Below are 13,411 nucleotides of genomic sequence, written 5' to 3'. Positions count from 1 at the left end.
ACACCTAAATTACATCAAAGGTCCAATTAAAGATAAGAGATAACCATTCAAACGATGAACTAGAGGCATTTTAGACAAACTTTCCAAAGTGACTTCCTCTGAAAGCGCTTGGGTGTTCTCAAAATCTTGTTCAATGTTAAGCACTTCTAGATTATTATAGAGATAAACTCCATTTTCAAAATTTTGATAGAGACTACGGTAGTCTGTGTTAATAGTCCCTACAACAGCTTGTTTGGCATCAGAAAGATAAACTTTAGCATGGACAAAACCTGGCGTATAGCGGAAAATACGGACGCCAGCATCTAACAAGACCTTAAAATAAGTCGTCGCAATATCAAAGGCATACTGTTTATCAGGAATTCCTGGCATAATGATACGTACATCTACTCCTCGTCTGGCCGCAAATGTCATGGCTCTTACGAGTTCGTCGTCTAAAATCAGATAAGGTGTCATAATATAAACATATTCAGTGGATGTATTTAGAAGATGTAGGTAAACACTCTCTGCGACTTTGTGATAAGTCAATGGCGAATTAGCATACGGGAGAACCAAGCCCTGACTCTCTCTTTTTTGTGGCTTTTCTTGTAAATAGCGATCCATATCAGCTTTGTCTTCTACTCCAGTCACTGACCACATAGTGAGAAAGAGAGCTTTGAGAGTTTGAACCGCAGAACCATCCAAGCGAAGTGCAGTATCTTTCCAATGACCAAAACGCTCTCGTTTATTGACATACTCATCAGCAATATTAACGCCACCCGTATAAGCAACTTGACCATCAATTATTGTCATTTTTCGGTGGTCTCGGTAATTGTAATAAGTCGATAAAATTGGTTTGATTGGTGAGAAGGCCTGAGCTTTAATACCGACCTTGTGTAGCCTCTCGATATAATCATAAGACAAGGTGGTCATCTCATTCATCCCATCAAACATAACACGAACGTCAAGACCTGCCTTAGCCTTCTCCTCCAGGATGGCTAATATCTCTCCCCACATGACGCCTTCATCAATGATGAAATACTCCATGAAGATATAACGCTCTGCCTTTTTCAAATCCTCCAACAAGGCTGGGAGCATGTCGTCTCCAAGTGGGAAATAGGTGAGGACTGTGTCACTGTAAATAGGAAAATGAGCAGGACTCTGTCTTAAAAAATAAGCCAGTCTTCGAAGTTGCCTATCGCTATGGAATAGATAGTCCTCAACCTCTGGATCGGTAGCTAAATAGCCTGAAGCCTGAACTGTTGCTTCTACAAGACGCTTTTTCAAACGCCTGACACCAAAATCAGCAAAAGAAAAATAGAGCAGAGCTGTCCCAAAAATTGGGAAGAGGGAAATGATTATCATCCAAGACAGTTTGGAACGGGAGTCCATGGAACGATTGAGTAAATAAAAGAAGGCAAAGACACTCAATAAGTGTTCCCATAAAATAATGGATGGGAAATGCTCTTTCAGACTGACATAAGAAAAGATTAGGAAGGTAAGTTCAAGAATGAAAAAAAGGGAAATGGGTACCGTGCGATTAAGCAGGATTTTTTCCCATTTAGAAGGTTTCTGAGGCAATAGTCGGGTACTTGTTTCTTGGGACATATAGGCTCCTTTAGGATGAAAAAGATTGGCCTTGCATTCCGACCTCTTTCGGTGATTTATTTAGTCTTAGTGACATTCTACCATAGGTAAATGACCTGAGTAAATGACCTGAGCAATTAACCAGTATTACTGATAATCTAATAGCTTATTTTTCTATTTTTCTGACAGGACCATCTAAGGTCTTTTGCATCCAGACAATATCGTGCCATCGATCAAACTTGTAACCAACTTTTGGGAAATGAGCCACTTGGACATAACCACGTTTTTCATGCATGGCAATGCTAGCCTCGTTCGGAACAGCAATACAGGCTAAGAATCGCAAAAAGCCTCGTTTTTCAAGTTCCTCTTCGAGAGCATCATAGAGCTGGCTCCCCAAACCTCGACCACGCGCATCTTCATGCAAATAGATAGACAATTCTGTCGTCCAATCATAGGCTGTTCGAGCATAGTAGGTTGAGGCATAAGCATAACCGAGAACTTGTCCATCCTCTTCTGCTACTAAATAGGGGTATTTTTCAATCGTATTGCTGATGCGTTTTTCAAACACTTGAACACTGGGAACCTCATATTCAAAAGTAATGGCGGTCTTTTCAACATAGGGGGCATAGATTGCCTGAATAGCTTGTGCATCAGTCAAGTTGGCTAGACGAATGGTTAACATCATTTTCTCCTCCGACTTCATTATCTTTATTTTAAACTATAAAAAAAGAGGGCTCAACCCTCTTCTTACAGATAGTGATATTACATCAATGGTGCAACTAGTTTGATCAATAAACCTAGGGCCTTTTGATGGAATGGAAGATTTTTAACATCAGTCGTGCTGACTCGGTGACACTTAGCTTTTGTCGCTTGAAAATCTTCTTCAATTTCTAGTACCGAGTCAGTCCTATAGAGATAGGTCGCACACTCAAAATGATGGTATAGACTTCGGTAATCTAAATTAATGGTTCCTACAACAGCCCTACTATTATCACTTACAAAGACCTTGGCATGAATAAATCCAGGTGTGTACTCGTAGATTTTAACTCCGGATGCCAAAAGTGTTGGGTAGTAAGTCTTAGCTAGGTAGTAAACTGACTTTTTATCAGGAATGCCAGGCATAATGATACTGACGTCTACCCCACGCTCAGCCGCAAATTTCAAAGCATGCAGTAACTCACCATCTAAAATAAGATAAGGGGTCATGATATGAACAAAATCACGAGCATGGTTAAGAATATCAATATAGACATTTTCACCGACCTTATCCTTATCAAGTGGATTGTCCCCGTAAGGTACGACAAAACCAGGAGTGTCAAAGCCCTCATGTTCAACCATATAGGATGTCACATCTAGCAGTTCATGAGAGTAGGTCCACATCTGAAGAAAGAGGACTAAGAAAGTATCAACCGCTGGCCCCTCCAGCATGAGTGCAGTATCTTTCCAATGACCGAAACGCTCAATCTTGTTAATATACTCGTCAGCTAAATTAATCCCGCCTGTAAAAGCAACCTTACCATCAATCAGCAAGATTTTTCTATGGTCACGATAATTATAATAGGTAGACAAGAAAGGCGTCACTGAGGCAAAAACACGAGATTGAATGCCTATATTTTGCAAACGTTTCTTATAGTCGAAACTTAAGGTTGAAAATTCATTCATACCGTCATACAGAACTCGAACTTCCACCCCTTCTTGAACCTTCTGTTTCAAGATTGCTAGGATTTCACCCCACATTTCACCTTCACCAATGATGAAATATTCCAAGAAAATGTACTTCTCTGCTTTAAGGAGCTGTTTCTTCATTTCCTCAAACTTAGCTTCCCCACTTGGGAAATAGGTTGTCTTCGTGTGACGATATACCGGAAAATGCCCATTCACATTTTCGAGATATTGGACCAAGTTATAGTTACTTGTGTGACGCTGTTTAAGCTCTTCGAGGGCCTGATCATCTTGTTTCAAAATACCAGAACTGCGGTCAATATTGCTCTGAATAGCACGCTTCATCCCTGTGTAACCTAGATCAAGTTTCGTATAAGCCAAGAGCAAGGTTCCGATAATAGGAAAAGGCAATACAAGCAGGAGCCAAGTATTGACGGCTGTTGATTCCATATCACTCTGGAAGAGATAAATAATGGCCAAAATACGAAGGACTACTTCTGTCACCTGAAGATGGACCCTATATTGTTGCAACCATAAGTAAGACATGGCCACAACAACAAGCTGCAGTAAGATGATTAAGAAGATAATCGTAGCACGACTAAAGATTCCACGAAGAAAGCCGCGACGACTCTTATCATAAAGACGTTCAATTTTAGTTTCGTTTTTGATAGCATGACTCCTTTTCTTTTTTTGTTAATCTTATTATAACCCAATTTGTAAAATTAAGCTAGACAGAAAAAGCCATCTATGTTAGGCTCAGATAAACACCACATTTATCTGAAAAGAACTAACATATAGGACGAAATGGATTACCGAAACAAATGGATTTTACGAATGTTTCTCAAAATTATGAGGCTGGGACAAAAGTCCTAGCCTCTCAATTTGTCTTTGGATTGTCGAGAAAGACGCAGTGGTTGAGTGGGCTCTACTACACTGATTTCATCAGCTTTTACAGCCCTACTCAACTGTGCGGAGGTGGGACGACGAAATCGAATTCTAACGAATTACCGATTTCTGTCCCACTCTCAAGAAATAGAATTCCTAGGAAATCATTGAATTATCAATCACCCTACCAAGTTTTTCTGAGTTACTTGAAAAGTCTAACTTAATTTGACAATTTAGGTTCTTAAACGTCTCTAGTTAATCAACTAAAAATTATAACTAGCTGGGTGTTATCTAATCTCCCCTCATTTTTAAGTTTTTATCATTTTTGATATAATGGTAGAGAATGAAAGGAGACTTTATGTCAACTAAAAATTTAACGCCGGTCTTAAAAACCTCTTTTGTGCTACTGGCTATCCTCGTCCTTCTTGGTATTGTTATGCCTGACGGCTACCAAGTTTGGTCAGAACAACTAAGGGAAGTTATTTCAGATAAACTTGGCTGGTTTTACTTATTACTGGTCACGTCAATCGTTCTACTTTGTGGCTTTTTCCTGGTTAGTCCCGTTGGGCAAATCAAACTGGGGGAACCCAATTCGGTGCCTGAACACTCTACTATCTCTTGGATTGCCATGATATTTTCTGCTGGAATGGGAATCGGCCTTGTCTTCTACGGTGCCGCAGAGCCCTTATCCCATTATGCCATTTCAACGGTACGAGCTACCCCAGGGTCGCAGGAAGCCTTAGCCGATGCTTTCCGTTACACTTTCTTTCACTGGGGCATCCATGCCTGGGCAATATATGCTTTAATCGCCCTGGCCCTCGCCTACTTTGGTTTCCGAAAAAAAGAGAAATATCTTTTATCGGTTACCTTAAAGCCCTTGTTTGGTAAAAAAACAAACGGTATCCTTGGTAAGATCGTAGATACGATTACAGTGGTCGCTACTGTTATCGGGGTGGCAACCACTCTTGGTTTTGGGGCAGCCCAAATCAATGGGGGACTCAACTACCTCTTTGGTATTCCAAACAATGCCCTTGTGCAAGTTATTATCATCATTATCACAACCATCCTCTTTACCATTTCAGCCCTTTCTGGTCTTGGAAAAGGGGTAAAAATCTTATCAAACACCAATCTTATTTTAGCGATTGGACTACTCGCCATCACCATAATCATCGGTCCCACAGTCCAGATTTTTAATACCTTGACCGATAGTATCGGACTGTATATTTCCAATTTCTTCCGTATGAGTTTCAGTGCTGGTTCCTTTGGTCAATACAATCGTGACTGGATCAATACTTGGACGATTTTCTATTGGGCTTGGTGGATTTCTTGGTCACCATTCGTGGGAGTTTTTATTGCCAGAATTTCTAAAGGACGTAGTATCAGACAATTTCTATCCATCGTCTTATTAGCACCGACTGTATTAAGCTTTTTATGGTTTTCTACCTTTGGAACACTTTCAACGCATGTTCAATCACTTGGAAATGTAGATTTAACACAGTTTCCAAGTGAGCAGACCTTGTTTGCAACCTTCAGTCAACTGCCATTTGGTTTTATTGCCTCCGTTGTTGCCATCATCCTGATCATTACCTTCTTTATCACGTCAGCAGACTCTGCGACCTATGTGCTAGCTATGCTCTCTGATGATGGGAATCTCAAACCAAAGAATAACCTTAAAATCTTCTGGGGCGTACTCCTTGCGACTATTGCCATCGTCTTACTTCTTTCAGGGGGCTTAGTAGCCTTGCAAAATACGCTGATTATCGTAGCCTTTCCATTTTCACTCATCATGGTACTGATTATGGTTTCCCTAGTCATTGAATTGCTACACGAAAAAGACAAGATGGGACTGTCAATCACACCGACACGATACCCTAAAAAAGATCAACCCTTCAAATCTTATGAAGAATAAATAACCCAATTTGTAAAATTAAGCTAGACAGAAAAAGCCATCTATGTTAGGCTCAGATAAACACCACATTTGTCTGAAAGGAACTAAGATAAATGACCTATACTCATCTTACCACAAACGAGCTTGTAACGATAGAGGCTTACTATCAAGAAAACATAATAAAAATTAATATAAAAAGTTTCTAAAATACATATTTAGACACTTTTTGTATGCTATAATTTTCATTAACACTATAACAAAGGAGAACCAAATGAAACGTTTAAATACTCTATTTCATATTATAAAAGTTACAGGTTTTAATCAATTTTTGACAAGTTTTGTAAGTTTTATTTTTATTTCAGGAGGAATACTTTTATTAGTTGAACCTCAAATAAGTAATTACTGGGATGGACTATGGTATGCTTTTGTCACATCAACAACAGTAGGTTACGGAGATATACTAGCTACTACTCTAATCGGACGTATTACTAGCGTCTTTTTAACTGTATATGGACTTATTTTTTTTGGATGCTTATCAGCCGTAATTGTCAATTACTACAGCAAATTAAATACACCTAATAATAAAACTGACTAACATATTTCTTAGTAACTGTAAAAAATAATTCTTTCTCTGCCAATTCCAAACGGCTACAATTTCCTGACCTCGCGATACTTCTTGACTATCCTCTCCAGTCTGAACAAGATTACCATCTTCGACATCATCTAAGTCTAATTCTTTCTTGATAGTCTTGAAGAGTTTTCCAAATCCAATCTGTCGTTTCCGATAAAGTCCCTCAAACAAATCACCCGTTATCCGTTCCTTCGTCTCTTCAGGCAAGACAATCACTTGTTTGTCATTCTCTTTCTCGACATCAAATGGATTTTACTAATATTTCTCAAAATTATGAGGCTGGGACAAAAGTCCTAGCCTCTTTATTGTTTTTGGATTGTCGAGCAAGACGCAGTGGTTGAGTGGGCTCTACTACGCTGATTTCATCAGCTGTTATAGCCCTACTCAACTGTGCGGAGGTGGGACGACGAAATCGAATTCTAACGAATTACCGATTTCTGTCCCACTCTCAAGAAATAGAATTCCTAGGAAATCATTGAATTATCAATCACCCTACCAAGTTTTTCTGAGTTACTTGAAAAGTCTAACTTAATTGTTATCATTTAATTTATCTAACAGAGCCTCTGCTACTTTTTCTGGAATGCCAAGTGCTTGGATGTCCTCAACAGTAGCTTTTTGGATAGCTGTCATAGACTTGAAGTGTTTGAGAAGTTTTTGTTTGCGCTTAGGTCCAAGGCCCTCCACGCCATCAAGTTTGGAGCTGAAACTATTTTTACTACGAACTTGACGGTGGAAGGTGATAGCAAAACGGTGAACTTCATCTTGGATACGGTGAAGAAGGAAAAATTCCTCGGATTGCCGTGGCAAATCAATGACCTGCAAGGGGTCCCCAAAGAGCAATTCGTTGGTTTGGTGCTTGTCATTTTTCTGAAGCCCCGCAACTGGGATAGAAAGATTCAATTCATTGCGTAGGACATCCTTGGCCACATTGACCTGTCCTTGACCACCATCCATGATAATAAGATCTGGTGGTGTTAGCCCATCGCGTTTGACACGACTATAACGTCGACGAATGACCTCACGCATGCTGGCATAATCGTCAGGCCCTTCAACCGTCTTAATCTTGTATTTGCGGTACTCTTTTTTATTGGGTTTTCCATTCTCAAAGACGACCATGGCGGATACAGGGCTCGTTCCCATGATGTTAGAGTTATCGAAGGACTCGATGCGAACCGGTGTCGGAATTCCCATGAGTTTGCCTAGATTTTCAATGGCTCCTTGGGTCTTGGCTATATCTTTTTCAAGAAGATCAAATTTTTGAGTCAGACTGACACGGGCATTTTTCGTCGCCAGATTAACCAACTGCTTCTTCTCGCCACGTTGAGGTTTAAAGACCTTGACCTCATCTCCAACTAGAGCTTCGACAGACTCTTGATCAATGTCTCCTGGAATGAAAATCTCCTTAGGCTTGAGATGACGACTATCCAGATAAAACTGACCCATATAGGTTAGAAAATCTTCCTCAGCATCATTATAATAAGGGAACATATTGACATCACGCTGAATGAGTTTTCCTTGGCGAACAAAGAAAACCTGAACACACATCCAACCCTTGTCCACGTAGTAACCGAAGATATCACGGTCCTGCATGTCCTGACGGATAACCCTTTGCTTGGTCCTCAGCGTCGATACTGCCTCAATCAAATCACGATACTCCGCAGCACGCTCAAACTCCATCTGGTCAGACATATCCTTCATCTTGGCCTTAAGCTGATTAACGATTTTATCATCATGACCGTTTAGGAAATTCTTGACATCCTCAACCAAACCTTGCCAATAGTCCTCAGTGGTGTGACAGATGGTGTGGGCATTACATTGGCCAATATGGTAATAGAAACAGACCTTATTGGCCGGATTTTTACATTTCTTAAAGGGGAAAATACGGTCCAAAAGCTTCTTGATTTCATTGGCCGCACCAGAGTCTGGGTAAGGACCAAAATAGAGACCGCCATCCTTCTTAACCTGGCGGGTAATCAAGAGCCTTGGATAGAGCTCCTTAGTAATCTTGATAAATGGATAAGACTTGTCATCCTTGAGGCGGATGTTGAATTTAGGCATATTCTCTTGGATAAGATTAATTTCCAAAAGCAGGGCCTCAATATTGGACTCGGTTACGATAAATTCAAAGTCTGCAATCTCAGATACCAAAAGCTCCGTCTTAGTATCATGACTTCCACGAAAATAGCTACGCACACGATTTTTTAGATTTTTAGCCTTACCGACATAGATAATATTGCCGAATTTGTCCTTGTGGAGATAGCACCCCGGGTTGTTTGGGAGCAATTCCAGCTTATGTTTAATCAGATTATTCATGCTTTCATTGTAGCAAAAAAAGAGCTGAAAAGCTCTTAATAGTCATGGGTAAATACAATTTGAAAAGAGGTCTATTTGCTCAAAATCGTCAAAATTTCTTGGTAGTTTTTGACTTGATAGGTTGGAACAGCTGGAGTCTCATTAACCAAACCTTTTGGATTAAACCAAATGCTGTCAATTCCTGCATTATTACCACCTTGAATATCAGCAGTTAGACTATCACCAATCATGAGGGCCGAATCGGGATGAAAGTCATTCACCTGATCCGCAATTTTTTCAAAAAAGTCCGTAGACGGTTTGTGGGCACCCACTTCATCTGAAATGAAAATATCGTCGAAGAAAGGCAAGATGCTTGAGGCTTGCAGACGACCACGTTGGATGTAGCTAACACCATTAGTTGCTGCATAAATCTTGTGTCCGCGATTTTTAACGTTCGATAAGAAAGCATGGGCCTGAGGCAACTCCTGCCCCTGTTGGCTCAAGAAATGCTGGTAACGGCCAGCTAAGTGTCTGCCATCAACCTCCTGTCCAAAATGCTCAAAAAGACGAGAAAAGCGAGTGCGAAGCAATTCCGGCTTAGTGATTAAACCATGATTGAGATCTTCCCACATGGAACGATTCATGGGGATATAGTGATCCTTGTAAACTTTAAGATCTCGTGAAGCCACCCCAGCCCCTTCAAGAAGGTAGGTCAAAGCCAAATCTTCAGCACGGTCAAAATCTAGGAGGGTGTGGTCAAGGTCGAAAAGTAAATGCGTGTAGGTCATGGTATATCCTTTCTAACTGGAAATCTTTAGGCTCTATTTTACCACAATCCAGCTATATATAAACAAAGAAACACAAAAGGGCGACCCGCAGGCCACCCTCTCAGATTTATGAAAAATAAGTATTGCTTACTTAATAGACTGCTATTATATCCATTGAACCTTAAAGAAAGCTTAAAGTAGCTTATTTTTTTGATTCTATAGATTTTTACTTAAACAGCGAATCTCTTTAATTCGTGGTATACTGAAAATACAAGATTAATCAAACGAGGCGTGTTATGAAAAATTTAAAATTTCAATCCGTTTTTGACATCATCGGACCTGTCATGGTCGGGCCTTCCTCTAGTCATACTGCAGGAGCTGTTCGTATTGGCAAGATTGTTTCTGCCATCTTTGGTGAGACACCGACTGAGGTAGAATTTCAACTTTTTAATTCCTTTGCCAAAACCTATCGAGGTCACGGGACTGATGTGGCTCTAGTAGCTGGTATTTTAGGTATGGAAACGGACGACCCTGACATCCCACGCGCTCTGGATATCGCATACGAAAAAGGCATTAAGGTCTACTGGAAAATTAACAAGGATAGTAATGCGCCACACCCCAATACGACTCGTATCACCTTAAAAAATGCTACAAAAACCATTTCTGCCACAGGCGTTTCTATCGGTGGAGGAAATATCCAAGTAACTGAACTCAATGGTTTTGCGGTCAATCTCAAGATGAATACACCGACTCTCATCATTGTCCACCAAGACGTTCCAGGAATGATTGCCCTTGTCACAGATATTTTGTCGCGTTATGGCATCAATATCGCCCAAATGACTGTTACTCGGGAAAACGCCGGTGAAAAGGCCATTATGATTATCGAAATTGACTCGCACCAGTGTGATGAGGCCGTCACTGAAATCGCTAGAATTCCTCATCTACATAATGTCAACTTTTTCAGCTAAGAGGGGGATTGCATGTTTTACACTATTGAAGAATTAGTTCAACAAGCTGACCGAGATTACCAAGGTAATATCGCCAAACTCATGATTGCTACAGAGACAGAGCTAACTGGACGGGAACGTCCTGAAATCCTAGCTCTGATGGCTCGAAATCTTGAAGTGATGAAGGAGTCTGTTCAGGCTGGTTTGTCTCCTGAGAAATCACCAACTGGCTTAACCGGGGGAGACGCTGCCAAACTGGATGCCTATATCAAAAATGGAAAGACCTTGGCTGATTCTGCCGTCTTAGGTGCTGCTAGAAATGCCATGGCAGTCAATGAATCTAACGCCAAGATGGGCTTGGTTTGTGCCACACCAACTGCTGGATCAGCTGGTTGTCTACCTGCTGTTCTTACAACTGCTATCGAAAAACTGGGCTTAACCGAATCACAACAATTGGATTTTCTCTTTACTGCTGGTGCATTTGGCTTAGTCATCGCAAATAATGCCTCGATATCTGGTGCCGAGGGAGGCTGCCAAGCTGAAGTCGGTTCCGCCTCTGCTATGGCTGCTGCCGCTATTACAATGGCTGCTGGTGGAACACCTTTCCAAGCCAGCCAGGCCATCTGCTTTGTGCTTAAGAATATGTTGGGACTCATTTGCGACCCTGTAGCCGGATTGGTTGAGGTCCCATGTGTCAAACGTAATGCTATGGGGGCAAGCTTTGCCCTAGTAGCTGCTGACATGGCCTTGGCAGGCATCACATCAGCCATTCCAGTCGACCAGGTCGTTGATGCTATGTATCAGGTTGGTTCAGCTATGCCAACTGCCTTCCGTGAAACTGCTGAAGGTGGCTTAGCAGCAACTCCGAAAGGAAAAGCACTCGCAAAAGAAATTTTTGGGTAAGAATCAATCGACATCCGTAATTACTAATTCAACCATATAAAAGGCAAACATCTACTGAAAGATGTTTGCCTTTTTCAGATATGTCTAAACTTAAGATAGAATCTGTTGGATTTCTCGTCTGATACTATCTTTATCTAAACCATATTCCTTAAGAAGATAATCTTGTTGTCCTACTTGGCCAAAACGTTCTTTTATACCAAGTCGATAAACTGGTGTATTGACTTTGGTCGCCATCATTTCACAGATTGCACTACCTAAACCACCTATAACATTGTGGTTTTCAACAGTTAGTACTGGTTTATCTGACAGCAAAGTTTCCACTTCAGGATGAATGGGTTTAACACGAAAGAGATCAATGACACCAACCGAATAACCTTCTTTTTCCAAAGAATTCGCTACTTCTAAACAAGGTGCAACCATTATTCCAGAACAAACCAAAGTGAGGTCGTTTCCTCGTTTAAGCTCTATATACCCTTTAGAGAAATCTTCATCTCCCTTATATAGAGGGACTGGTTTTTTCCGAATCGTTCTAATATATTTTAAGCCACTCAATTGTAAAGTTTGTTGCAATACTGACTCAAATTGAACATCATCACTCACTTCAAAAACAGTAGCATTAGGTACTAAGCGAAGAAGACCAAGTTCCTCAAAAGGCATATGGGTTCCACCATTCATCTCAGCACTAACTCCAGCATCTGATCCAATAACAGTTGCACTCAATTGAGCATAGCCAAGTGAGATAAACAACTGGTCAAATACTCTCCTTGAAGCAAATGGTCCAAACGTGTGGAAATAAGGTTTAAACCCTTGGATAGATAAACCAGCAGCAAGGCCGACCATCTCTGATTCCATGATTCCACCATTAATGTATCGCATGCCAAATGCTTTCCCTAAATTATTTGTTCCCATTGAACTCGATAGATCCGCTTCTAATGCAACAACTTCCGGATGACTTTTATTAACATCAAGTAGGAAATCTCTGTACACTAGACGCATTTCTTTTGCTTCTCTTTTCATACCAGATCCTCCAGTTGCTTACGCAAGTTAAACACTGCTTTTTCTAACATTGCTCTTTGTTCATCTGAAGGGCGTAAATGATGATTAGCTGTCATAGTTTCAAGTTCAGGAACTCCTTGTCCTTTCACAGTATCTAGGACAATACATTTTGGTTGGTTAGAGGTCGAAGATTGCAATTCAAAAATCGTATCGTAAATTCCCTTAATATCCGAGCCATCTACACCAAGTGCCTCAAATCCAAAGGCTTTAAACTTCTCAACAAAATCACCAGGATTGCAGACCTCCTCTGTCGTCCCATCAAGTTGTTTTTTGTTATCATCTACAAATACGATCAGATTTCTTAATTTATGATGTGCTGCAAATTGAATCGCTTCCCAACATTGGCCCTCGTTTAACTCACCATCACCAACTATTGTATAAGTAAAATGTGGAGATTCATTTATAATTTGTCCATAAGCTATTCCAGTAGCAACACTAATTCCTTGACCCAAAGAGCCAGTCGTCATATCAACTCCTGGAGTTAGATTTCTATCTGGATGTGACGGGAGCCGTGTACCATTCGTATTTAAAGAGTGAAGAAAGTCTTTATCAAAAAATCCTTTTAAATAAAGTGTACTATATAGAGCGGGACCTGCATGTCCTTTAGATAAGATAAAGTAATCTCGATCTTTCTTCTTAAATTGCTCTGGTGTCATGTCCATCACTTTTCCGTATAAAACAGCTAATATTTCCACGACAGATAAACTACCACCATAATGTCCAAATCCTAAATGATTCAAAGTTTCCAGTGTATTTAATCTAATTTCGGTAGCAAAATACTTTAATTCATGTATCTCTTTTGGACTTAGAGCCATAG

At 40.4% G+C, this 13,411-nt stretch carries 12 protein-coding genes; 4 read left to right on the top strand and 8 right to left on the bottom strand.

Going from position 1 to position 13,411, the window contains the following annotated elements; genetic code table 11:
* Positions 1-9: 9 nt before the first annotated feature.
* The 3 genes from cls (ADH51_RS06795) to cls (ADH51_RS06785) all read right to left on the bottom strand — a co-directional run bounded on the left by cls (ADH51_RS06795) (position 10) and on the right by cls (ADH51_RS06785) (position 3,876).
* Positions 10-1,584, bottom strand: a complete 1,575-nt coding sequence (gene cls, locus ADH51_RS06795) for a cardiolipin synthase (protein WP_048675442.1) — start codon at positions 1,582-1,584, stop codon at positions 10-12.
* Between the two features lie 145 nt (positions 1,585-1,729).
* A complete protein-coding gene (locus ADH51_RS06790; RefSeq protein WP_048675441.1) occupies positions 1,730-2,245 on the bottom strand; it encodes a GNAT family N-acetyltransferase in 516 nt (171 codons plus the stop codon).
* 80 nt (positions 2,246-2,325) lie between these two features.
* Positions 2,326-3,876, bottom strand: coding sequence for a cardiolipin synthase (gene cls, locus ADH51_RS06785; RefSeq protein ID WP_175064910.1), 1,551 nt, complete (start codon positions 3,874-3,876; stop codon positions 2,326-2,328).
* Positions 3,877-4,468: 592 nt separating this feature from the next.
* Between cls (ADH51_RS06785) and ADH51_RS06780 the strand changes: the two genes are divergently transcribed.
* Positions 4,469-6,019 carry a BCCT family transporter gene (locus ADH51_RS06780; RefSeq protein WP_037611795.1) on the top strand — a complete coding sequence of 517 codons (1,551 nt, stop codon included), beginning with the start codon at positions 4,469-4,471 and terminating at the stop codon, positions 6,017-6,019.
* A gap of 250 nt (positions 6,020-6,269) precedes the next feature.
* A complete protein-coding gene (locus tag ADH51_RS06775; protein ID WP_037611796.1) occupies positions 6,270-6,593 on the top strand; it encodes a potassium channel family protein in 324 nt (107 codons plus the stop codon).
* On the opposite strand, the gene ADH51_RS06770 is transcribed toward ADH51_RS06775, so the two are convergent.
* The 3 genes from ADH51_RS06770 to ADH51_RS06760 form a co-directional block, all read right to left on the bottom strand.
* The gene (locus ADH51_RS06770; protein ID WP_002891204.1) at positions 6,564-6,845 is read right to left on the bottom strand and encodes a protein rep; all 282 of its coding nucleotides are present in this window, start codon (positions 6,843-6,845) and stop codon (positions 6,564-6,566) included. The genes ADH51_RS06775 and ADH51_RS06770 overlap by 30 nt on opposite strands.
* A 312-nt stretch (positions 6,846-7,157) precedes the next feature.
* A complete protein-coding gene (gene uvrC, locus ADH51_RS06765; protein ID WP_048675438.1) occupies positions 7,158-8,942 on the bottom strand; it encodes an excinuclease ABC subunit UvrC in 1,785 nt (594 codons plus the stop codon).
* 71 nt (positions 8,943-9,013) lie between these two features.
* Positions 9,014-9,709 carry a YjjG family noncanonical pyrimidine nucleotidase gene (locus ADH51_RS06760; RefSeq protein WP_048675436.1) on the bottom strand — a complete coding sequence of 232 codons (696 nt, stop codon included), beginning with the start codon at positions 9,707-9,709 and terminating at the stop codon, positions 9,014-9,016.
* 275 nt (positions 9,710-9,984) lie between these two features.
* Here ADH51_RS06760 and sdaAB point away from each other — a divergent pair, with 275 nt between their 5' ends.
* Complete coding sequence (sdaAB, locus tag ADH51_RS06755) at positions 9,985-10,656, top strand: L-serine ammonia-lyase, iron-sulfur-dependent subunit beta (RefSeq protein WP_002885347.1); 672 nt, start codon at positions 9,985-9,987, stop codon at positions 10,654-10,656.
* Positions 10,657-10,668: 12 nt separating this feature from the next.
* A complete protein-coding gene (sdaAA, locus tag ADH51_RS06750; RefSeq protein ID WP_021147208.1) occupies positions 10,669-11,538 on the top strand; it encodes an L-serine ammonia-lyase, iron-sulfur-dependent, subunit alpha in 870 nt (289 codons plus the stop codon).
* Between the two features lie 90 nt (positions 11,539-11,628).
* Here sdaAA and ADH51_RS06745 read toward each other — a convergent pair whose 3' ends face one another.
* The gene (locus ADH51_RS06745; RefSeq protein ID WP_048675433.1) at positions 11,629-12,555 is read right to left on the bottom strand and encodes a transketolase family protein; all 927 of its coding nucleotides are present in this window, start codon (positions 12,553-12,555) and stop codon (positions 11,629-11,631) included.
* Positions 12,552-13,409: a transketolase gene (locus tag ADH51_RS06740; protein ID WP_048675430.1), complete on the bottom strand. Its 858-nt coding sequence runs from the start codon at positions 13,407-13,409 to the stop codon at positions 12,552-12,554. Before ADH51_RS06740 ends, ADH51_RS06745 begins: the two co-directional genes overlap by 4 nt.
* Positions 13,410-13,411: the final 2 nt, after the last annotated feature.

The sequence above is a fragment of the Streptococcus sp. 449_SSPC genome (genome assembly GCF_001073005.1).
GTDB lineage: Bacteria > Bacillota > Bacilli > Lactobacillales > Streptococcaceae > Streptococcus > Streptococcus salivarius_F.
Note: the sequence above shows the minus strand (reverse complement) of the source record. Positions and strands in the feature narration are given on the sequence as shown.